General features: G+C 74.5%; 17 protein-coding genes. 4 read left to right on the top strand and 13 right to left on the bottom strand.

From position 1 onward, the window contains the following. Positions 1-129: 129 nt before the first annotated feature. The 11 genes from THESUDRAFT_RS02300 to THESUDRAFT_RS02250 form a co-directional block, all read right to left on the bottom strand. Positions 130-1587: a dihydroorotase gene (locus THESUDRAFT_RS02300; RefSeq protein ID WP_006903096.1), complete on the bottom strand. Its 1458-nt coding sequence runs from the start codon at positions 1585-1587 to the stop codon at positions 130-132. Continuing rightward, complete coding sequence (locus tag THESUDRAFT_RS02295; protein WP_006903095.1) at positions 1587-2993, bottom strand: aspartate carbamoyltransferase catalytic subunit; 1407 nt, start codon at positions 2991-2993, stop codon at positions 1587-1589. Before THESUDRAFT_RS02295 ends, THESUDRAFT_RS02300 begins: the two co-directional genes overlap by 1 nt. Before the next feature lie 279 nt (positions 2994-3272). Continuing rightward, entirely contained in the window at positions 3273-5567 is a 2295-nt protein-coding gene (locus THESUDRAFT_RS02290) for a heavy metal translocating P-type ATPase (RefSeq protein ID WP_006903094.1), read from the bottom strand. A gap of 2 nt (positions 5568-5569) precedes the next feature. After that, complete coding sequence (locus tag THESUDRAFT_RS02285; protein ID WP_006903093.1) at positions 5570-5965, bottom strand: ArsR/SmtB family transcription factor; 396 nt, start codon at positions 5963-5965, stop codon at positions 5570-5572. A gap of 237 nt (positions 5966-6202) precedes the next feature. After that, a complete protein-coding gene (locus tag THESUDRAFT_RS02280) occupies positions 6203-6712 on the bottom strand; it encodes a hypothetical protein (RefSeq protein WP_006903092.1) in 510 nt (169 codons plus the stop codon). Between the two features lie 388 nt (positions 6713-7100). Continuing rightward, positions 7101-7436 (bottom strand): hypothetical protein, encoded by a 336-nt coding sequence (locus tag THESUDRAFT_RS02275; RefSeq protein ID WP_006903091.1) that lies wholly within the window; start codon positions 7434-7436, stop codon positions 7101-7103. Positions 7437-7463: 27 nt separating this feature from the next. Then, positions 7464-9599, bottom strand: a complete 2136-nt coding sequence (locus THESUDRAFT_RS14875) for an extracellular solute-binding protein (protein WP_006903090.1) — start codon at positions 9597-9599, stop codon at positions 7464-7466. Between the two features lie 236 nt (positions 9600-9835). Beyond that, a complete protein-coding gene (locus THESUDRAFT_RS02265; RefSeq protein WP_083855313.1) occupies positions 9836-10597 on the bottom strand; it encodes a L,D-transpeptidase family protein in 762 nt (253 codons plus the stop codon). 608 nt (positions 10598-11205) lie between these two features. Beyond that, complete coding sequence (locus THESUDRAFT_RS02260) at positions 11206-12147, bottom strand: patatin-like phospholipase family protein (protein WP_006903088.1); 942 nt, start codon at positions 12145-12147, stop codon at positions 11206-11208. Positions 12148-12301: 154 nt separating this feature from the next. Further along, entirely contained in the window at positions 12302-14161 is a 1860-nt protein-coding gene (spoIIP, locus tag THESUDRAFT_RS14870; protein WP_278199592.1) for a stage II sporulation protein P, read from the bottom strand. A 471-nt stretch (positions 14162-14632) separates the two neighbouring features. Next, a complete protein-coding gene (locus tag THESUDRAFT_RS02250; RefSeq protein WP_242823207.1) occupies positions 14633-15472 on the bottom strand; it encodes a hypothetical protein in 840 nt (279 codons plus the stop codon). 174 nt (positions 15473-15646) lie between these two features. Between THESUDRAFT_RS02250 and THESUDRAFT_RS02245 the strand changes: the two genes are divergently transcribed. Continuing rightward, positions 15647-16087, top strand: coding sequence for a hypothetical protein (locus THESUDRAFT_RS02245; protein ID WP_006903085.1), 441 nt, complete (start codon positions 15647-15649; stop codon positions 16085-16087). A gap of 172 nt (positions 16088-16259) precedes the next feature. Then, the gene (locus THESUDRAFT_RS02240) at positions 16260-17027 is read left to right on the top strand and encodes a cytochrome c biogenesis CcdA family protein (RefSeq protein WP_006903084.1); all 768 of its coding nucleotides are present in this window, start codon (positions 16260-16262) and stop codon (positions 17025-17027) included. A gap of 383 nt (positions 17028-17410) precedes the next feature. Here THESUDRAFT_RS02240 and THESUDRAFT_RS02235 read toward each other — a convergent pair whose 3' ends face one another. Continuing rightward, complete coding sequence (locus THESUDRAFT_RS02235; protein ID WP_006903083.1) at positions 17411-17731, bottom strand: alpha/beta-type small acid-soluble spore protein; 321 nt, start codon at positions 17729-17731, stop codon at positions 17411-17413. Positions 17732-18100: 369 nt separating this feature from the next. Further along, positions 18101-18418 (bottom strand): hypothetical protein, encoded by a 318-nt coding sequence (locus tag THESUDRAFT_RS02230; protein ID WP_006903082.1) that lies wholly within the window; start codon positions 18416-18418, stop codon positions 18101-18103. A 525-nt stretch (positions 18419-18943) separates the two neighbouring features. On the opposite strand from THESUDRAFT_RS02230, the gene rocF reads away from it, so the two are divergent. Beyond that, positions 18944-19855 carry an arginase gene (gene rocF / locus THESUDRAFT_RS02225; protein ID WP_040826690.1) on the top strand — a complete coding sequence of 304 codons (912 nt, stop codon included), beginning with the start codon at positions 18944-18946 and terminating at the stop codon, positions 19853-19855. Between the two features lie 235 nt (positions 19856-20090). After that, complete coding sequence (locus THESUDRAFT_RS02220; RefSeq protein WP_006903078.1) at positions 20091-20336, top strand: SelT/SelW/SelH family (seleno)protein; 246 nt, start codon at positions 20091-20093, stop codon at positions 20334-20336. The last annotated feature ends 87 nt before the right edge of the window (positions 20337-20423 follow it).

Genomic DNA, 20423 nt, shown 5'->3' with positions numbered 1-20423 from the left:
ACGGCACCCCAGGCATCCGCCTGGAACGGTCACCGTGGCCGAACAACCTTTCCTCCGTGCGATGCATCCGGGCAAGGCAAGCCCTGCTGCCCGTTGCAGACTGCATAAATATACACATAGCCCTTAACATTATACAATCCCGGCCGTCTCCTGGGTCCCCGCCGCCTCCTGAGCCGCGGTCTCGCCGGCTGGCACCGGCACCGGCCCGCCGTCCAGGCGGAACACCATCCGCCCCCCGACCAGGGTGCCCACGGCCCGGCCCCGCAGGGTCCAGCCGGCAAAGGGGGTGTTGCGGCCCAGGCTGGCGAACCGCTCGGGTTCGACCACCCACCGCCGCTGGGGGTCGATCAGGGTGACGTCGGCGGGGGCTCCGGGCCGCAAGGTGCCGCCCGGAAGGCCCAGGATGCGGGCCGGTCCCGCGGCCATGAGCTCCACCAGCCGGGCGGGCGACAGGGGGCGGGGCACCAGGTGGGTGAGCAGAAGGCCCAGGGCCGTCTCCAGGCCCACCACGCCAAAGGCGGCCTCGGGAAAGGGGCAGTCCTTGTCCATCCCGTGGTGCGGCGCGTGGTCCGTGGCGACGGCGTCCACCGTGCCGTCGGCCACCGCCTCCAGGAGGGCTTCCCGGTCCCGGCGGGAGCGCAGGGGCGGGTTCATCTTCCAGTGGGGGTGGAACCCGGCCGCGGCCACGTCCTCGTCGCAGAGCAGCAGGTGGTGGGGCGTGACCTCCACGGTCACGGGGATGCCCCGCGCCTTGCCCCACCGCACCAGGTCCAGGGTGACGGCCGCGCTGGCGTGCAGCACGTGCAGCCGCGCCCCGGCCTGTTCGGCCAGGAGGAGATCCCGGGCCACCATCACCGCTTCGGCGGTGGCGGGGCTGCCGGGCATCCCGGCGGCCGCCGCCACGGCGCCCGCATGCATGGCGCCGCCGGCGCTGAGTTCGGGTTCTTCCGCGTGGACCAGCACGGGCAGCCCGGCGGCCGCGGCCCCTTCCAGCACCCGGACCATCACGCCCGCCCGGGCGATGGGCCGGCCGTCGTCGCTGACCGCCACGGCCCCCGCGGCCTTGAGGGCGGCGTAGGGGGCGGGTTCGTCCCCGGCCAGGCCGCGGGTGGCGGCGGCGACCACGTAGACCCGCACGGCAGCCTCGGCCGCCGCCTTCATGGCCAGCCACTCCACCCGGATGGCATCGTCCAGGGGCGGGCGGGTGTTGGGCATGCAGGCCACCGCGGTGAAACCGCCTGCCGCCGCGGCCGCTCCCCCCGTGGCCAGCGTCTCCTTGTGGGTCTCCCCGGGGGTGCGCAGGTGGACATGGGGGTCGATCAGCCCGGGCACCACCCAGAGCCCCCGGGCATCGAGAACCTGCAGTCCTGCACCGGCGGGATTTGGCCCGGTACCACCGCCGGCTGCCGCGCCATCGCCCAAAGCGCCCGCGTCGGGAAGCCTGCTGCCGGCCTGGGCCGCCGCGGGGGCGCCGGGCAAGGGGGGGCCGGCATAGACGATGCGCCCCCCGGCGATCACCAGGTCGCCGGGCCCGTCCAGCCCCTGGCTGGGGTCGATCAACCGGCCGCCGCGGATCCAGAGGCGCATCAGCGGCCCCCCTCCCCGGTCCTGGCCTCGTCCCCGGGAACGGAAACGAGCCCGACACCGGCCGGGTGTGCCGCGCCCGCCGGTTCGGGCGCCACGCCGGCGCCGGCATCCGGAAGGGCCGGAGCCAGGGCCCACTCCAGGACGGCCATGCGCGCCGCCACGCCGCCAAGGACCTGGTCCTCGATGACGCAGCGGGGATCGTCCATCACGGCGGGATCCAGCTCGACCCCGCGGTTCACCGGGCCGGGATGCATCAGGATGGCATCGGGCCGGGCGCGCTCCAGCTCCCGCGGGCCGATGCCCCAGCCGCGCCGGTACTCGCCCAGGTCGGGCACCACCCCGGCCAGCCGCTCCCGCTGGATGCGCAGGGCCATGACCACATCCGCCCCGTCCAGCGCCGCATCCCGGCTCGGCGTGAGCTTCACGCCCGGGCAGGGCGGGGCCGCAGGCAACAGCCCCGGCGGCCCGCAGAGCCACACCTCGGCCCCCAGCCGGGACAGGAGCAGCGCCGCCGACCGCGCGACCCGGCTGTGGCGCACGTCGCCCACGATGGCCACCTTGAACCCCGCGGGCCATCCCTTGCGGGTGAGGATGGTGACGGCATCCAGCAGGGCCTGGGTGGGGTGCTCCCCGGTGCCGTCCCCGGCGTTGATCACGGGCACGTCCAGGACCGAGGCCGCGTAGGCGGCCGCGCCCGTCACGGGGTGGCGCAGGATCACGGCGTCAAAGCCCAGCGCCTGGCAGGTGCGCAGGGTATCCCGCAGGCTCTCCCCCTTCTGGACGCTGCTGCGGCTCACCGGCAGGTCGAAGGCCGCCGCGCCCAGCCTGTGGGCGGCCAGGTGGAAGGACTGGGCTGTGCGCGTGCTGTTCTCGTAGAACACCGTCACCACCCGGCGGCCCCGGAGGGTCGCCGGCCGGCGGCCGGTGCCGGCCCGGTCCCCGCCACCGCCGTTGCGGTCCCCGGTGGCGGAGCCGGTCGCCGCGCCGGCGGCGGCCGGGTCATCCCCCGTATCCCCGGTGGTGCTCACGAGGGCGGCGTGATGCTCGAGGGCGCGGGACAGCAGGTGAAGCAGGTCCGGGGTGGAAAGCTGCGCGATGCCGGTCAGGGAACGGCGGGAGCGCCGGGCAGGCAGGGCAGGCTCAAGGGGAAGGGGCGGGTCGTGGGGCCCGGCCCCCCTGGCTGCCGGCGGAAGGGGAAGGACCGGCGACCCGGCCGGTTCGGCCCGCTCCGGCCGGCGCGGAGCCTGCGGCGGGGCCGGCCGCGAGCCGGGCGGATCGGCTGGAGGCCGCGCCAGGGGCTCCGAAGGGGGCAGGGTGCGGATCCTGGCGGCCGCGGCACCGCCGTTCCCGGAGTACGGCAGCCGGTCTACGGGGCTCACGGGGTGGGGCGTCGTCCCGGTCCTCACGGTCTCGCCTCCAGATCGCCCCGTCCCGCAGGCACAAAAAAACTTCTTGCCTGCCGGCAAGAAGTCGTGGCAGCTGGCGCGGCCGGCTCGACACCGGACCCGGCTGCGGGCTTGCGCCCGCCAGGGCGGCTCCCGGCCGGGCGGCCGGTTCGACCGCACCCTGGATGGCTCCTTACCGGCCTCACGGGACCAGTTTAAAGGGGCGTTTTTTGCTCCTGGCGGATGCTATCACGGGACCTGACCCGTGTCAACGACCATTTTTGCCCGAACGCCCTGGGCCTACCGCCGCAGGATCCGGGTGGCGTTGAGCACGGCCAGCAGCGCCACGCCCACGTCGGCGAAGACGGCTTCCCACAGGGTGGCCACACCCCCGGCGCCCAGGCCGGCGACGATCGCCTTGACCGCCAGCGCCAGGACGATGTTCTGCTGCACCACCCGCCGGGTGGCCCGCGCCACCTTCACCGCCTCCGCCAGGCGGGAGGGGTCGTCGTCCATGATCACCACGTCGGCGGCCTCGATGGCGGCATCCGACCCCAAACCGCCCATGGCCACGCCCACCGTCGCCCGGGTCAGCACGGGCGCGTCGTTGATGCCGTCACCGGCGAAGGCGATCACCGGGCGGGCGCGGCGCCTCGGTCCGCCCGGCTCGCCGTGCCGGGGCCTCCGCCAGCCGCCTGCCGGGGCCCGGCCCGGCCGCTCCGGCCCCTCTTCCAGGGCGGCCAGCGCCGCGACCTTGTCTTCCGGCAAGAGCCCGGCGCGGACCTCATCGAGGCCCAGCTGGGCCGCCACGGCCCGGGCGGCCGCCGGGGCGTCCCCCGTCAGCATGACCTGGCGCCGGACGCCCAGCCGGCGCAGGCTGCGCACCGCCTCGAGCGTCCCCGGCTTGAGGCGGTCGGCGATGACGATCCGGCCCGCCAGGCGGCCGTCCACCGCCACCAGCACCGCGGTCCCCCGGGTGGAGGGCAGGCCGGCCGTCTCCCCGGCCTCCGGCACCGAGCCGGCACCCAAGTCCGCAGCGATCCCCTCCTCCCGCAGGAAGCGAGGGCTGCCCGCCACCACCAGATGCCCGTCGACCCGGGCCCGGACGCCGCCACCGGCCCGCTCCCAAGCCTCCCTTACCCGCCTCCCGTCCAGGGGCTGGCCGTACGCCCGGGCCAGGGCTCGGGCGATGGGATGGCCGGAGTGGAGCTCGGCGTGGGCCGCCAGCTCCAGCATCCGGCCGGGCGGGACCGGCGCGCCGGCAACCCCGGCCACCTCGACCACCTCGAACTCGCCCCGGGTGAGGGTGCCGGTCTTGTCCCACACCATGGTGTCGAGCCGGGCCAGGGCGTCCAGGAAGTGGGCGCCCTTGACCAGGATGCCCCGGCGCGAGGCCGCGCCCAGGCCGGCGAAGTACCCCAGCGGCACCGAGAGCACCAGGGCGCACGGGCAGGCGATGACCAGCAGCACCAGGGCGCGGCGGAGCCAGAGGTCCCAGGCGGCGCCGGGCAGAACCAGCGGCGGCACCACGGCCAGCAGCGCAGCCGCCGCCACCACCGCCGGCGTGTAGTAGCGGGCGAAGGTGGTGATGAACCGCTCCGTGGGGGCCTTGCGGGCCGCCGCCTCCTCGACCAGCGAGAGGATGCGGGCTACCTGGGAATCGGCGTAGGGCCGGCTGACCTGGACGGCCAGCGCCCCGTCACCGTTCACCATGCCCGCCAGCACGGTGGCGCCGGGTTCGACCCGCCGCGGCACCGGCTCGCCCGTCAGGGCGGAGGTGTCGACGAAGGATTCCCCCTCCACCACGCGGCCGTCCAGGGGGATGCGGTCGCCCGGCCGCACCACGATGGTTTCGCCCACCGACACCTGGGCGGGGTCCACCACCTCCACCCGGCCACCCCGCCGCACCCGAGCCTGCTGGGGCCGCAGGTCCAGCAGCGCCCGGATGGACCGGCGCGACCGCCGGACGGCCAGGTCCTGAACGAACTCGCCGGCGGTGTAAAACAGCATGACGGCGGCCGCTTCGGCCAGCTCGCCCATGGCGATGGCGCCGGCCGTGGCCAGGGTCATGAGGAAGTTCTCATCGAACAGCCGGCCGTGCCGCAGGTTGCGGAGCGCCTGCCCGATGACGCCGTAGCCCGTGGCGGCGTAGACCGCCAGCAGCATGGCGCCGGGCAGCCAGGAGGGGATGCCGGCCGGCTCCGTGGCCTCGAGCCCCAGCGCCACCAGGAAGACCAGGGCCGCCCCGGCAAGGCCGGCCAGGCGTCGCGCGGCCCCGGTGTCCCGCGGTTCCTGCCGCGCTCGCCGGTGGGGATCCCTCAGTGCGGGCGCTTCCTCCGCCGGGTGGCCGGGCGCTGCGGCGCCGGCCCCCTGAACCCGCAGGCGGGCGCCGGGTTCGACCCGGGCAATGATGGCCCGGGCCCGGTCCAGCTGGCCGGGCGGGAGCAGGACGGTGCCCGTGGCGTAGCTGACGGCGGCTCCTTCCAGTCCCGCTTCGCGCCGCAGCGCCTCTTCGATGCGCTGGGCGCAGCGGGCGCAGTCCACGCCTTCCAGGGTATAGGCCTCCATCCGGGCCGGCCGTACCGGGGTCGCCATCCTCACCGCTCCTCGGCGTAGTGTTCCTGGGCTACCTGGATGAGGCGCAGCACGTGGCCGTCGGCCAGGGAGTAGTAGACGTTGCGCCCCTCCCGGCGGCTGGTGACCAGGCGCATGGCCTTGAGCAGCCGCAGGTGGTGGGAGACGGCGGGCAGGGACAGGTCCAGGACGGCCGCCAGGTCGCAGACGCACAGCTCGCTCAGGGACAAGAGGTACAGGATGCGGGTGCGGGTCTCGTCGGCCAGCGCCTGAAACAGGCCGGCCAGGCCGGCCACCTCGGTCACGCGGGCGCGCAGGACCGCCACCTGGTCTCCATGGGGTTCGAAGCGGGCGCAGGTCGCTTCCGCGCCGGCCGGCTCGCCGGTTCCCGCCCAGGTGGATTCCCTGAGGGCGTCCATCCCGCCACCTCCCGCGGGGATCCCGGCCCGCACCCGGGTCATGGCCGGGGCGCGGCCGGAATCGAGAGCACAAGGATCGAGATCAAAAAACGGTATCACGATTCCACAACTGTTTAATCGTTGTTCACGGTAAGGGTATGCCGCGGCGCCGGCCGGCGTCAAGGGTCACCGCGCCCGGTGAATTCAACGGTTACCGTGGGGAGGAAGAACGGGCGGGCCCGGTGGGAGCTCTGCCCCTCACACCCTGAGCGGCCGGTGGCCGCCCGGGTTGCGGGCGATGCGGGCGAAATAGAAGCGGTGCAGGTCGCCTTCCCGCTGGTGGGCGCAGCGCAGGCCCAGGCGGGTGGCGATGCGCTCGAACTGTCCGTAATAGAAGGCATGCCACTGGTCGCGGTCGATCCCGAAGGCCGCCAGAAGGTCGCCGTCTTCGGGCGGCGGCACCAGCTCCAGGCAGGCGATGCCGCCCTCCTCCCGGACGGCCACCACCCGGTCGCCACCGGCGGTGACCATCTGGGCCAGCGCCTGGGCAAACTCGATGCCCGAGCACTGGCGCAGGGGCCCCCAGGTCGGAGCCACCTGGTCAGCCAGGTAGCGGGCCAGGGAGTCCGGCGAATCGCCCCGCTCCCGGGCGTAGCGCAAGAGCAGCATGAGATACCCCCTCAGGTTGGCGCGGGCGATGCGGAGCTGCTGTTCCAGCTCGGCCGGCTCGGGCCGGCCGCCGGGAGCACCGGCAGGATGGGCGTCCAAGGCATCACCTGCGGCCGGAGGGGGCCTGGGCGGGACCTCGCTCCAGGTGGCCGAGCCAGGCGCTTTCGCCGGGGGGTAAGTCCCGGAGGGCCGAACACCGCCGCCGGCTGGATCAACCCGGCCGCCTTCCCATTGTAAACCACCCAGGCCCCCGGCATGTACCCGGCCTCTGGATGCGACGGCAGCAAGCTTCGGCAGGCGTCCCCGGCCCAGAGTCTGGCCGTCCCAGGGAATGGTTCGCCCGGCGGCGGGGCGCCGGGACCCGCTCGGGGCCGGCGCGGGGCTCGAGCAGCGCCGGGATCCGCGCGTCCCGGCACCCAGTGACAACGGCTCACATCGCGGAAATGGTTCAAGAAGCGCCCATTCTTCGACGCACCTTCGCCCGGGCTCACCGCACCAGTGTGACCACGCCGTTCGCGCCCATCGTCAGAAGGATCAATGCCAGCGGCAACGCTGCCAGCGCAGCAGCGACGCGAATGTCGCCTTTCCTCCGGAGAACGACAATGGCGGCGATGGCGAGCAAGATCCCGACTGGAGCGACATACTGGAACCGCGGTGTGAGGGCGAAGTAGCAGAGGGGGCCAATGGCAAACAACGCTGCCGCGTAGACCCAGCCAGCCCGCCGGGTAACCCAGCCGGCGATGGCTGAGCCAATGGACACGATCCAGGCCGGAATCCCCAGCAGGGTTCCCGCCAGCAGCGAGCCAAGGGCTGCCCATGTCATCCCGAGCGTCCCCCTTTCGCCGGCCCGTCAGCGCCGGGAAGATGGTTCGCCAGGCTCCCCGCCATCCTCCTCCCCGCTGCCGTTCCCCTGGGGCGCCTCCGCCCCGCCCCAGGACTGGATCACCTGGGCCGCTCCGGCCTTGCCCTCCCAGAAGGCGGCCAGCGGCGGGCGAACCTGCCGCGCCACATCCCGGTGCTCAGGCCCCGGCGCGCCGGGGGCCGTGGGATAGGTGACGGCCAGGCGCTGCCAGCGGCCCCGAGCGTTCTGGTTCCACACGCCCAGCACCAGGTGCTCCAGCTGCTGCCGGTAGACCGCCGGCAGGGGGCTGGTCGCCCGCCAGGCGGCCAGGGACGTGACATCGGCCGGTACCGCCAGCAGCCGGCGGGTGAGCACGTCGGTGCGCCAGCGGCTGAGGAACCGGGCCAGCTCGACGGCCGCTTGGGTGTGGTCGTCGCCCCGGTACCGGTTCTGCCGGAAGACCATGAGTCCCCCGGTCTCCAGCAAGGCCGGCCGCGGCGCTCCTGCGGGAACGGGCGGCGGCAAGAGCACCAGCCCGTCGAAGCCGGGTGGAACCAGCGGGTCCAGGCGCCGGGGATCCGCCGGGTCCGGGATGCCGCCCGCCAGGCGGCCGCCGGCATCGACCCGCGGAGCCGGAGGAACGGGCCAGCGCTCGGGGACGGCAGGGGTACCGCCGCCGCGGTCCGCCACCAGGGGCGGCACCGCCACCACCCCGGGCCGGGGGGCCGGTTCCTCCGGCCGGCGCGGCACCAGGCCGGCATAACGCTCCAGCAGCCACCGGCCCAGGGCCGGGGTGAACCCGCCGGCGGGTCCCTCCAGGTCGCCCTCGGCCAGCCACTCCACCACCCCCTCGCCGGTCACGGCATGCAGCCGCTGCTGGGACCGGAGCCGCTCCAGCCACGCCAGCGCCGCCCGGCCCTCCGGCCCGGCCCAGGTCACGGCGCCCGAGGGCGCCAGAGGCGCCGCCAGGCCACGCACCCGCAGGAGCTGCTCCAGGGGCAGGTCCGGCCGGGCCGCCCACAGGGTCAGAACAGGCTGGTCTCCCGGCGGTAGGGGTTCCGGCGGCTGGGATGCCGGTGGCTGGGATCCCTGCGCCCGGCCCGCCGGAGCCTCGCCCGCTCCAGCCGAGCCCGGCTCACCGCCCGAGGACTGGCCCGCCAGCCCCACCAGGCGCTCCACATCGGCATACGTCCAGCCCGCCAGCAAGAGCGCGTTGGGGTCGAGCCCCACGGCCCGCAGCCGGGCCGCCGCCACCCACCAGGTGTGGGGCGCCACCCAGCGGGGCCAGACCCAGCTCCGCCGGTCCGCCTGGTAGAGCAGCAGCGCCGTGGGGTTGTACCAGCGGCGCTCGGACCGGCCGAGGTAGGGGTCCAGCGGCACCTGGAGGGGGTGGCGCACCAGCAGGGCGCTGCCCCACCCGCCGAAGACGTCGGGCGGCTTGCCGTCGGCCAGGGCCCGCTGCAGGCGGTCCTGCGCCTCGGAGGCCGGGATCCACTCCACCCGCACCCGGATGTTGGGGAACTGGCGGGCGAAGGCCGCCAGGGCCTGCTGGAGGTACTCGCGGTGGGTGAAAGGACCCGGTTCCGCAAGAGGTGGAACCGGCGGCGGGCCGCCCCGACGGCCGGGTTCGGTTCCCGCCCCGGGGCCGGTTTCGGAGGAAGAAGGAGCGCCGGACTTGCCCGCTTCCGGTGGCGCCGTGGGACCGGGCTGTCCCGCCAAGTCGGACGGACCGGGGGAACCGGCCGCGCCGGAGGGTTCTTGTCCGGAGGGAATCTCGGCCCGGGCCGGTTCCGAGGAACGGGTTCCGGGGCCGCCGGCTGCGCTGCGGCCGCCCCCCGGTCCTGCGGCGCCTGGGGCCCGGGGCTCGGGGCTGGGTCCTCCGGGCAGCCGCAGGGGATCGGGCAGGACGGCCACGGGCATCTCCGTCTCCCAGAGCACGAGCTCATAGGTCTTGCCGGGGTCCAGGGGGACGGGACGGTACCGGGCCCAGGGATCACCCTGGCGCTGCCGCCAGAGGGCGAGGGCCCCGGCGGCCACCACCAGCAGGGCCGCCACCCCGATCACCAGGGCCAGGCGCTGCCAGCGTTGCCGCCCGGCGGGTGGCCCTCCAGGCGTCCCCCGGCGCCGGTTCGTCCGCGGTGGCATGGTCTCTCCCCCCGCGCATGGTCCTCTCGTTCCCGTCGGCCCCGGCCTGGCGCGCCACCAGGAGGGCGGCGGCGATGCCCCAGGACTCCGCCCCGCTGCCCGGAAGGATGGGGGCGGCGATCCCCCGCGGCACCGGTCCCGCCGGCCACCGGATGGCCGCAGCGATCCCCCGGCCCCCGGCCCGGCCGCGCCTTGGGCGGCCGTTCAAGGCAGGCCGCCGCAACGGCCCGGAGTCGTCAGGGCCGGAAACCCACCAGTCGCTGCAGGGCCATGTCCGCCGTGCCGTCGGGATGGAGGCCGAACCACCACTCCGCTTCGGCCACGGTCTTCTCCGTGACACCGCCGTAGACGCCGTCGGCCACCCCGGGGTCGAACCCCGTGGCCCGCAGCGCCAGCTGCAGCAGCACCACATCCTGGCCCACGTCCCCGCGCCGGTAGACGGGCAGGCGGTAGTAGACCTCGGTGGTGCCGGTGATCTTGACCGGGGTCCCCACCTGGACCAGGTGGTCCAGGGTCATCACGTCTTCGTTGAACATGCGGATGCAGCCGAGGCTGGCGTAGGTGCCGATGGAGCCGGGGTTGTTGGTCCCGTGGATCCCGTACGACCCCCAGGGGGCGCTGAGGCCGAACCAGCGGGCGCCAAAGGGGCCGCCGGGCCAGTGGGCGATGTCCGTCACCCGCCACTCGCCCACGGGCGACGGCTCGCCGGGCCGGCCCGCGGCCACCGGGAAGGTCTTGACCGGCACCCCGTCGCGGTAAACCGTCAGCTGCCGCCGGTCGATATCGATCACGATCAGCACGTCGCCGGAGGCCGCCACCGCCTGCCCGCCCTGCAGGGCAAGTCCCGCCACCGACCGCCACCAGCGGGCAAACCGCCAGTAGGCGCTGCGGGCCCCTTCCTGCTCGCCGCAGACGGGACCGGCCCCCGCCAGGCCCCCTCCGGCCTGGTGCCCGCCCACCCAGAGGAGGGCGCCGGCCAGCACCAGGCCCGCCAGCATCCCCCGCGGCAGCCGCCGTCCCGGTCGTGGCGCCGGCCGGCGTGGCTCCGCCCGGACCGCTCCTGGGGCTGTCGGGGGGGTGGGGGCTCCAGGGCCGCCCGGGCCGCCCCGCACCCGGGCCAGCTTGCCCCGAAGGGCCCGGACCGCATCGCCGGCGCCGGACGAACGGGCCCCGAAGGGCCACCGCCCCGCGGGCCGGTGACCAGCGCCGGGCCGGAACGGCCCGCGCCCGGAAGTGCGGCCTGGTCCAGCCATAGGTCCACCCCCACCCGGTCCCGGTGGAACCAGGGATGCCGGGCCGGACCCCCGCCCGGACCCAGCCGGGTCCCCACCGGCCCGGGCACCAGGGACCGGCCCAGGCTAGGCTATGCGCGCTGCAGGCGGGGTAGAAGAAACAGGGGACGCGGGCACGGGAGAGACCCGACCCAGGGGCCAGGCAAAACAGGCCGCGGGCGGCGCCGGGACAGGGCGTTACCTGGAAGGGACAAGGGACCGCATGCCGGTGCAGGGTCTGCCGGTGCAGGGTCACCTGGGGGCCAAGCCGGGCGGCTTTCAGTGTGCCGTCTGGGGCGAATCCTGCTCATGATGAGGGGACCGGCGGCGGAACATCAGGTCAGCGCTTCCCCCGACGCCGCGTCGGCGGGGGCGGGGTGCAGCAGCCGCTGCAGGTCCTCGAGGGCCTCCCGGAGGGCCCGGGCACCGGCCTCAATGCACTCGGGCACCCGGTGCAGGTCGGTCAGTTCCACATCGGGCAGATCGGGCTGGACCACCAGGTCGGCGAACCGCTCCAGCTTGAAGGCTGCCAGGTCCCGGGCCATGAGGTCGAAGGCCTGCCCGAGAAAGTCCAGCAGGCCCGCGGGTTCGCGGCGCTGCCGCACCGACACGTCGACCGCCAGGACCACCTGGGCACCCAGGGCTCGGGCCGCCTCGGCCGGCACCTTGTCCTTGACGGCACCGTCCACCAGCAGGTACGGTCCCAGGCGCTTGGGCTCGAAGATCCCCGGAATGGCGATGCTGGCCCGGACGGCCGCGGCCAGGCTCCCCTTGTCCAGCACGATGGCGCCGGGCATGGCCCGCTCGACCCGTTCCCGGTAGGCGGGCGGGCAGAAGACCGCGGCCCGGCCCGAGCGCACGTCGGCCGCCATGATCGCCACCGGCCGCTCCAGCTGCTCCAGCCGGATGCCGCGGGTCCAGAGGCCGATGAGGCGCTCCAGCTTCTGGCCCTGCAGCATGCCCTGAGGAACCGGCCGCCGGGGCCGCCAGCGCAAGCCCAGCACCTGAGCCAGCACGGCCAGCGCCGAACCCCAGGTGAGGTTGGAATCGTAGAGCTCGGCCGACCGCAGGCGCCGGGCCACGTCTTCCATCTGGGCGGGGCTCCAGCCGCAGGCCCAGAGGGCGGCCAGGATGGCGCCGCTGGAGGTGCCGGTGACGATGCCCGGCGAGTAGCCGGCTTCCTGGAGGGCCCGCAGCACCCCGACGTGGGCCAGGCCCCGCAGGCCGCCCCCGCCCAGGGCGACACCCAGCAGGACGGATCCGTGCCGCCTGTTCATCCGCCGCCACCTCCTCGCCGGCCCGGCACCCGTTCCTATGCCTATTATGGTGCTTGCAAGCCGGCCCGAGCGCCCGGCGCTGGAGCGCCGGGCGCTGGAGCGGAGGGTGTTGAAGCGCCTTGGCACGCGAGCGCCGGGTGCCGGGGGCCGGACGCTAGCGCGAGCGCCGGGCCAGGGTCCGGTCGAGCACCGTGGCGAACATGGCGGCGCCCCGCTCCGCCCGGATGCGGCTGTTGGTATGGGCGCCGACCTCCAGCAACAGGGTCCTCGGGCCCAGATCCTGGTTATAGTTGCCGCGGCCGTAGTAGATTCCCTTCACCAGCCCGGGAAAGCTGCGGTCGGCCTCGGCCTTGAGCCGGCGTGCAAAGGCCAGGTTCGTGCGGCGGAAGGGATTCTCCCGCCCGACCACCAGCCGGATCTGGGTGACCGGCTGGCCCTTCACCACCTCCCGGTAGAACTCGGGTGGCGTGGCGTCCCGGTGCACGTCGAGAAGCACCAGCGGGTTCTTCGGCATCATCTTGAGGGCCGTGCGCCGCGAGCGGCGGTAGGCTCCCCGGTCGTGGGGCAGGTGCAGCGCCTCGGACTTCACCACCCGGAAGCCGTGCTGGGCCAGCTCGCGCCCGAGAACGTCGCCCACCTTGTGGATGCCCCCGCGGCCCTCCACGCTGTGGGTCCCGTCGGTCGGGATGTACGACTCGTCGTTATGGGTGTGGTAGATGCCGATGAGCCCCTCGCCCCGGGGAGTGGGCCGCACAGGGGCCGGGTCGACCACCTTCTGGAACAGGGCCCCCAGCGGCAGGGCCGCTGCCAGGGAGGCCGGTCCCGGCCGGGGGCCGGGCCCCCACCCGCCCAGGCCTGCCGCAGCGCCGGCCGGGACTGGTTCGGACCCGCCCGGCACGGCTCCCCAGGGATCGGGCACCATTCCCGGCGGGGCGAGCCGCCAGGGGGAGAAGAGGGCGGGCGGCGGCGCGGCAAGGCTGTCCAGGTTGGGACGACCGGGCTCCCCGGCCAGGGTCCCGTCGGCGGGGGGGAGCAGGGCGCGGGCGTAGGCCGTGTGGCCGTCCACCCGGACGATGCGGTACCAGCGGTCGGCCGCGTCGATCCAGATGTCCCCGGCCATCATGATGCGGGCCGAAGCCAAAAGCAGCCGCTCCGTCCCGATCTCGCGCAGTTCCATGTGGGTATCGAAGAGCTCGTCGCCGGCAGGGTTCTGGAACCGCGGCCCCAGCCAGGCGGTGGTGGCCACCACCGCTACCGCCAGCCCTGCCAGGAGCCACGAGGCCGCGGCCGAGGGCGCCGCCGGCTGCTCCGCCTCCGCCACCGGCGGGCGCGCCACCGGCCGGGCCGCGCCGCGACGCCAGGGCGCGCGACGGGCCAGCCACTCCCGCGCCTCCCCGACCAGTTCCGCCAGGGCGACCGCACCCACCCCCGCCAGGACCACCGCGTCCAGCACCCCGCCGCCCCCCAGGTTGGCCCAGGCGCCGGGGATCCCGCGGAGGCTGCCGGTGACCGCGCCGATCAGGTCGACCAGCATCACGCCCAGGGTCGCGGCGATGAAGGCCGACCGGCGCGAGCGCCCGGCCAGGTATCCGAAGACGGCCGCCACCACCACGGGAGCCCACAGGGGGTCCATGAGCCACCAGCGGCCGCCGCCCGGGTCGCTGGGGAGGAACCAGTCGCTGGCGTAGACGGCCGCGGCCGTCCACAGGGATGCCACCAGGGCCCGGCGGCGCTCGAAGGCATGGTCGGCCGTGACCAGGAGATAGATGGCGACGGCCGCCGGGACCAGGGCCCCGCCCAGGTCGACGCTGACCCGGGGTTCCAGGGACACCTCCGGCAGGAAGGTGCCCGCGATCATCAGGCCGAGAAGGACCAGGGCCGCCGTCTTGCTGAGCCGCATCCGGTCCAGCACCTGGTGGGTCACGCCCAGCAGCACCAGAAGGGCCAGTCCGATGAGCAGCGCCGTCGATCCCGCCAGCAAGGCCCGCCCCACCCCCTGGGATCCTGGGATCATGGTCCATGCCGTCCATGTCGCTGCGCATGCAGCCCGCCAGGGCGTTCCCGTTGGGCGCGCCCCCATAGGATGCCTCCACCCACCGCTCGGCTTGAGCGGGGCGCTTGGCTTGAGCGGGTCTTCCGGGGGGGGGTCGCCGAACTTGCAGCTCTGCTTCACCGGTGCAACTCCGCCACTCAGGTCATCACCCGACGCAGAGATACCACCTGCGCCCGATTGGGCCGCTTTCTGCAAGGCTGCTATTTTAGACTTGCAATCGGGCCCAACACCCGGCCCGGTTGCAACCGATAAGCGGGCAACACCGCTGTCGGTACACCCCTCTCGCGGGCGGCCGCACCGCCCCGTGACGCATCCCCCAGACACAACAAGCCTCCTTGCGGAGGCTTGTTGTGTTTCGTGATGGATTTCACAAGGCCTGGACTTGCAATCCGGGATTTGCCATCCGGGAGCTTCAATCCGGGAAGTCCAGGGTCAGGGCAGGACCGCACCCCCGGGACCCAGCGGAAGCGCCATCCACTGGGCCAGGAGGAACATCGCCGCCATGGCCGCGGCCATGGCCAGGGCAAAGGCCCACTGGGCTTCGCCACGGAGGCGGCGCGCCCCCGGCACCAGCCGCCCGCCGGCCAGCCCCGAGAGCACCAGGCCGGCCGCCGCGGCCCGCAGCACCAGGCTCCAGGCGACCAGCCCCGCACCGGCGGGGAGGACTGCCGTCAACAGAGGGGGCAGGCCGGCCACCACGCCCCCCGCCAGGAGCTGGCGGCGCGGCGGCCGCCGGCCGTCCGCCAGCAAAAGGCCCAGCCCCCACGCCAGCAGCAGCCGGGCCGCCGCCAGAGCGGCAGCCGGCGCGGCGGCGAGCCCGCCCGCCTCCAGGGCCGCGCGCACTACCCAGGCCCCCGCGGCTCCGTCCAGGCCGAGGGCGGCGGCCCAGGTCCAGCCGACCCGCCGGCCCATCTGCCCGCCGGGCCGGAGCCAGCCGGCGTAGGCCGGGATCAGGAAGGCGGCAAGAAAGGCGGCCTGGAGCCACAGGCCCCGGCCCCACCCGGGGCCCTCCAGGCCGAGCCCCAACGTCGCCAGCCAGTTCGACAGCAAAAGATAGGTGAAAAACCCGGCCGCCAGCCCGCGCCCGCCCGTGGTGCCGCCAGGCCAGCTGCGGGGCCTGCCGCGGGGCCCGGGCTGCCCTCCCCCGCGACCTGGGAGCCGGGAAAGGGCAAGGCCCAGCACCAGAGGGAGGCCATAAAGTACCAGCCCCCACCCCAGGCCGGCCAGCGGGAACCACCAGGCCGTCACCGGAATCCGGATCACCAGCGACATCGCCTCCAGCGCCACAGCAAAACATGTTACCACTTGAGGGGCCGGCTGGGACACGATTCCTGGGACGGCCTGCGGGCCGGCTGCCGGCGGGCCCGCGGCGGTTTCCCCCTGCCCTGCGGGGCGGTAGAATTCGCGGTGGAGGGGACGAATCCGCTTCCGGAGGGAGGAAAGGGCATGGAGAACGTGGTCGGCCGGCTGGACCAGCCCCTGTTCCGCCAGACCATCGAGGAACTGGAACGGCGGCGGGTGACGGGTACGGCCTTCGACCGGCTGGTGGACGAGGCGCCCGCCGGGCAGCTGGGCCCGCGGGTGGCCCGCTTGCGGGAGGCCCTGGCGGCCCGCTTCGGCGCGCCCCGGGTGGATCCCGAGGCGGAGCAGCCCAACTTCCGCTTCCTTTTCGAGCTTTCGCCCAACACGTCGTACCTTGAGGTGGGCACCACCGACGGTCGCCGCGTCTACGTGGACTTCCTGAGCACGTACCTCTTCATGCGGTCCGTCACGCCCAGCAAGGAGACCTGCCGGGCCCTGTGGCTGCCGGCCTATGTCCAGGACGCCATCGCCGAGCTGAAGCGGATCGCCATGGAGGCGGGGGCCCTGGACCGGCCGGCGGCGTGATGCGGCGGCGGGCTGGACCCGCGGCGGACGGGTCCTGCTGCGCCGGTCCCCCCGGCAGGCCGGTCCGGCCGGCCCTGGCCCGGCCGGGCCCGCCCGACCCGGACCAGGTCTAGCGCCACACCAAGCCCGCGGGGGACCTGCGCCCCCCGGGCGGAGGAGGCTCTGATGCAACATGGGTCCGGAAACCCAGGTGACGGCGGGCATCGCCCTGCTGGCCGGGATGGCCTACTTCTTCTCGCCGTGCGTCTGGCCGCTCTACCCGGCCTATCTGGCCCTGCTGGGCGGCACGGCGGGGCCGGCGCAAGGGACTGCTCGGCCGGGGCCTGCAACGGCGCCGGGTGGCCTGCGACACCCTTCTTCCCGGCGCCTGGCCGGGGCGGCCGGGTTCGTCCTGGGGCTGGGACTGGTGTTCATGGCCACGGGGGCCAGCCTGTCGGCGGCGGGAGCCCTGCTCATCGCGTACAAAAGCGTGCTGGAGAAGGTGGCGGGGGTCCTGATCGTCTTCTTTGGCCTGCAGATGCTAGGGGTCATCCGGCTCCGGTGGCTCCAGCGCGAGTGGCGCCCGGCGTGGGCACAGGCGCCGACCGCCGGCGCGGGCGGATTCTGGCCCGGGACCCTGATGGGTGCGGCCTTCGGCGTGGGCTGGACACCCTGCGTGGGCCCGGTGCTGGGATCCATCCTGCTGCTGGCTTCGTCCACGGGGACCGTTGCCCAGGGCATGCTCCTGCTGGCCGCTTTCACCGCGGGGTTTGCCGTCCCGTTCTTCACCCTGGCGGTGCTGATCGACCGCCTCCAGCCGGACCGGCTGCGCCGGGGCGGCCCCCTGCTCCGCCGGGTGGAACAGGCCAGCGGCGTGGCGCTGGTCCTGCTGGGCGTGCTGGTGCTGACGGGCCAGCTGGCCTACATCGCCTCCTGGCTCTGGTACACCGTGCAACCTTGAGCCCGGGCGCAACCTCAAGACCCCGGGCACCCCGGGCTTGAAGGCCACAGGCTGGAAAGGGGAAACGGGCCTTGCCGCCGCCCCGCCCGCAGGCCGGATCGTCCGCCCAGGCCGGGTGGATGGTCGCCAAGGCCCGCAGCCTGTTTCCGATCCCACGTACCGCCGGTCTTCCCGGTATCGCCGTGTTGCCGGTGGAACCGGCCCCCGGCCCCTGCCTCGCCCGGTGCGGCCGTCGCCTCGGGCTGCAGGGCCGCCCGTCCGGGCAGCGGCCGGGATCCCGCCCGGCGGAAGCCGTGACGGGCTCTACCGCCCGCAGGACCCCGCCGGCGACGGATGGCCGGCTCGGCAGGCAGGATCACCGGGCCGGAGAACCCGCCGGCCGGTCAAACCCGGGGGGCCGGCTGGAAGGCGTCGGCCCGGCCGGCCGCCCAGTTCGCCGTCCCGAAGGCCGGCGCTGCGGCGCCGCGGGTCGCGTCGGCCGGCGGCAGAGTGCCCCGCTGCGCCAGCTGCTGCTCCGCCAGGGCGATCATGCGGCGCACCATGTGGCCGCCGACGGCACCCGTCAACCGGGTGGGCATGTCACCCCAGTACCCGTCGGGAGGAATCTGGATGCCCAGCTCCCGCGCCACCTCATACTTGAACTGATCCAGGGCCCGTGAAGCACCCGGGACCAGATGCCGGTTGCTCTGCTGACCACGAGCCAAGGCCTGTCACCTCCTCCCGAGGCCCGTGCCTTTTTGCCGAGGCTGGCAGTCGTAATATGATCCGTCGCCCTTCGCCTCACGCCGGCAAGTCATGGCAGGGGCCCCCCGGCGCACCTGGCGGCCAGGACCGGAGCGGCCGGTGGAGGCCTGCCCCCGCGGGAAGTCCCGGGGACGCGGCCGCCGGTGGGCCACAGGGCCCGGGCAGAGCCGGCGGCTGCCGGCCCTGGGGAGGCGGCCGCCCGGCCACGGTGGACGGTCGCACCCGCTGGCGGCCCAATCCCCGTCGTAGCCGCAGGCAGCTGCTGCGGCCCCGCGCCCAGGCGGGGGACCCCGTATCGGGCCGGCGAGTCACCCTGCGCATCGCACCGTTCAGTCACCCGGGCGCGACCCCTCGGCGGCCGGGCCGTTCTCCCTGCTCCCCGTACGAGCCTCCTGCTGGCGCCCTTCACCCGGCTCGCCGGGCTCGCCGGGTTCGTCCCCTCCGGTCAGGACGTTGTCCGCCGCCGTGAAGGTATCGCCGCCCACCGTGGGCTTCCGGGGGTTGACCGGCCGGCCCTCCACCGGGCGGGGCCGGGAGGGGATGTCGCCGGGCAGGCCGGCCCGGATGCCCGCCCGGTTCACCACCCAGAAGGCCAGGCCCCCCACCACCAGAAGCCCCAGAACGATCATGACGCCCGTGTTCTCCATGGCCACGACCTCCTCCGCCGGGATGGTGATGGCGCCGCAACGCGGCCAGCGTGCCTGGGCCGGAACGGCCCGTCCCGTCAAGCAAAGGATGCCCCGCCGGCCCGGCCGTTGCGGAAGCGGCTGCGGGCACGAGGGATGCCCGGGCCGGACATGCCATAATGGCCGCAGGGGGCGGGGCGCACCGGGAACGCCGCGGCCGGGTCCGATGGCCCCGGCGGAACCGAGGGACTGCGCCCCGGACGGGCTGGTGCGCGGAGCCGCGGGTCATGCGGCGGGGGTCTCGGGTGCAGGCGAGCCGGTCCGCTGCACCGGGCCAGTCGTGGGCGGCGGGGCCCGTCGCGGGGGCCGCCGGGCGCCGGCGTACCGTGCCCGGGGCACGGCGCGGCGCGCAGGGCGCCTGCCGGGCGGCGGGCGGTCGCGGTGACTGCGCGGTGCCGGGCAGGGGTGGCAGGGTGCGCGAGCCGCTCATGCCTAAGGTCCCAAGGGACCTCCGGCCCTTGGGGGGAACGGTTGCGGGGAAAGGAGATGGACGTCTTGGAGGTCGGCATCGTTGGGGTTCCCATGGACCTGGGCAGCAGCCGCCGCGGTACCGACATGGGTCCGAGCGCCATCCGCTACGCCCGCCTGACCGAGGCGCTGAGGCAGGTGGGGTGGCAGGTGCGGGACCTGGGCAACCTGGAGGTGCCCGTGGCCGAAAGCCTGGATGCGGCCAACCCGCGCCTCAAGCACATCGAGGCCATCGAGCCGGTATGGCGGCTGCTGGCCCAGCGGGTTGCGCGCATGGTGACCGAAGGCCGGGTGCCTCTGGTCCTGGGTGGCGACCACAGCCTGGCCGTCGGTTCGGTGGGCGGCTTCCTCAGCGCGGGGGCCGGCGACCTGGGGGTCCTCTGGTTCGACGCCCACGCCGACTTCAATGACGCCGCCACCACGCCCTCCGGCAACGTGCACGGCATGCCGGTGGCGTGCATCGTCGGCAAGGGCGATCCGGAGTTGCTGGCCCACACCCGCTGGCTCCCGCGTTACCTGCCCCCGGACCGCCTGGTGATGATCGGCCTGCGGGACGTGGACCCCGGGGAACGGGAGAAGCTGCGGCAGACGGGCATGGTCACCTACACCATGCAACAGATCGACGAGCTGGGCATCGCGGAGGTGACCCGGCGCGCGCTGCAGCACCTGCAGGGCCGCGGCGTGAGGCGGCTGTACGTCAGCTTCGATGTGGACGTGGTCGACCCCGACGTGGCGCCGGGGGTGGGCACCCCGGTGGTAGGCGGGCTGACCTACCGGGAATCCCACCTGGCCATGGAGATCGTGGCCGAATCCCGCCTGCTGGCGGGCATGGAGGTGGTGGAGGTCAACCCCATCCGGGATGTGCACAACCGCACGGCCGAGGTGGCGGTGGCGCTCATCGCCTCCGCCTTCGGCAAGCGCATCCTGTGACCGGGGTCGTGTAACGGGCCGGCCCGGAACCTTCCACCGGTGGCTTGTCACCCGGTGGCTTGTGGCCCGGGGCCGGGACCGCCGGAGGGGCAAGTGGTAATGTATTCATAAGGTGGACGGGCACCGGCCGGCCAGCCGCCGGTGCCTGCCCGCCGAGGTCCGGTGGCGCCGCCCGGCCGGTGGCCGGGGACCACCGCGAGCCGGATGCGGCAACCGGGTGAAGGGGAGGTTCGGGATGAGCGACCGCATCGAAGTCCGCATCGAGTACTGCACCTCTTGAGGGTACCTGCCGCGAGCCGCCCGTGTGGCGGAAGAGATCCTGGAAGCATACCCGGACCGGGTCGCCTCCTTGACCCTGGTCCCCTCTTCGGGTGGCCGGTTCATCGTCACCGCCGGAGGCCGCGAGGTCTACAACAAGGCGGAAACGGGCCGGTTCCCCGAAGAGGGCGAGGTCCGCAGGCGCATCGGCGAGCTCTGGTAAGCCACGGGCGCCGGTTCCCGGCTGCCCGGCTGCCGGACGAACGCAGCCCGGTGCGGCAAGGCGGGGCATCACGCCCCGCCTTGCCGC

The sequence above is a fragment of the Thermaerobacter subterraneus DSM 13965 genome (assembly GCF_000183545.2).
In the GTDB taxonomy this organism is placed as follows: Bacteria; Bacillota; Sulfobacillia; order Thermaerobacterales; family Thermaerobacteraceae; genus Thermaerobacter; species Thermaerobacter subterraneus.
This window is presented reverse-complemented; position numbering and strand designations above follow the sequence as displayed.

Excerpts from the sequence above, each read along its gene's own strand:
- THESUDRAFT_RS02300 (WP_006903096.1), bottom strand. The coding sequence starts at position 1,587 with ATGCGCCTCTGGATCCGCGGCGGCCGGTTGATCGACCCCAGCCAGGGG.
- THESUDRAFT_RS02290 (WP_006903094.1), bottom strand. The coding sequence starts at position 5,567 with ATGGCGACCCCGGTACGGCCGGCCCGGATGGAGGCCTATACCCTGGAA.
- THESUDRAFT_RS02285 (WP_006903093.1), bottom strand. The coding sequence starts at position 5,965 with ATGGACGCCCTCAGGGAATCCACCTGGGCGGGAACCGGCGAGCCGGCC.
- THESUDRAFT_RS02275 (WP_006903091.1), bottom strand. The coding sequence starts at position 7,436 with ATGACATGGGCAGCCCTTGGCTCGCTGCTGGCGGGAACCCTGCTGGGG.
- THESUDRAFT_RS14875 (WP_006903090.1), bottom strand. The coding sequence starts at position 9,599 with ATGCCACCGCGGACGAACCGGCGCCGGGGGACGCCTGGAGGGCCACCC.
- THESUDRAFT_RS02265 (WP_083855313.1), bottom strand. The coding sequence starts at position 10,597 with ATGCTGGCGGGCCTGGTGCTGGCCGGCGCCCTCCTCTGGGTGGGCGGG.
- THESUDRAFT_RS02260 (WP_006903088.1), bottom strand. The coding sequence starts at position 12,147 with ATGAACAGGCGGCACGGATCCGTCCTGCTGGGTGTCGCCCTGGGCGGG.
- spoIIP (WP_278199592.1), bottom strand. The coding sequence starts at position 14,161 with ATGATCCCAGGATCCCAGGGGGTGGGGCGGGCCTTGCTGGCGGGATCG.
- THESUDRAFT_RS02250 (WP_242823207.1), bottom strand. The coding sequence starts at position 15,472 with ATGTCGCTGGTGATCCGGATTCCGGTGACGGCCTGGTGGTTCCCGCTG.
- THESUDRAFT_RS02245 (WP_006903085.1), top strand. The coding sequence starts at position 15,647 with ATGGAGAACGTGGTCGGCCGGCTGGACCAGCCCCTGTTCCGCCAGACC.
- THESUDRAFT_RS02240 (WP_006903084.1), top strand. The coding sequence starts at position 16,260 with ATGGGTCCGGAAACCCAGGTGACGGCGGGCATCGCCCTGCTGGCCGGG.
- THESUDRAFT_RS02230 (WP_006903082.1), bottom strand. The coding sequence starts at position 18,418 with ATGGAGAACACGGGCGTCATGATCGTTCTGGGGCTTCTGGTGGTGGGG.
- rocF (WP_040826690.1), top strand. The coding sequence starts at position 18,944 with ATGGACGTCTTGGAGGTCGGCATCGTTGGGGTTCCCATGGACCTGGGC.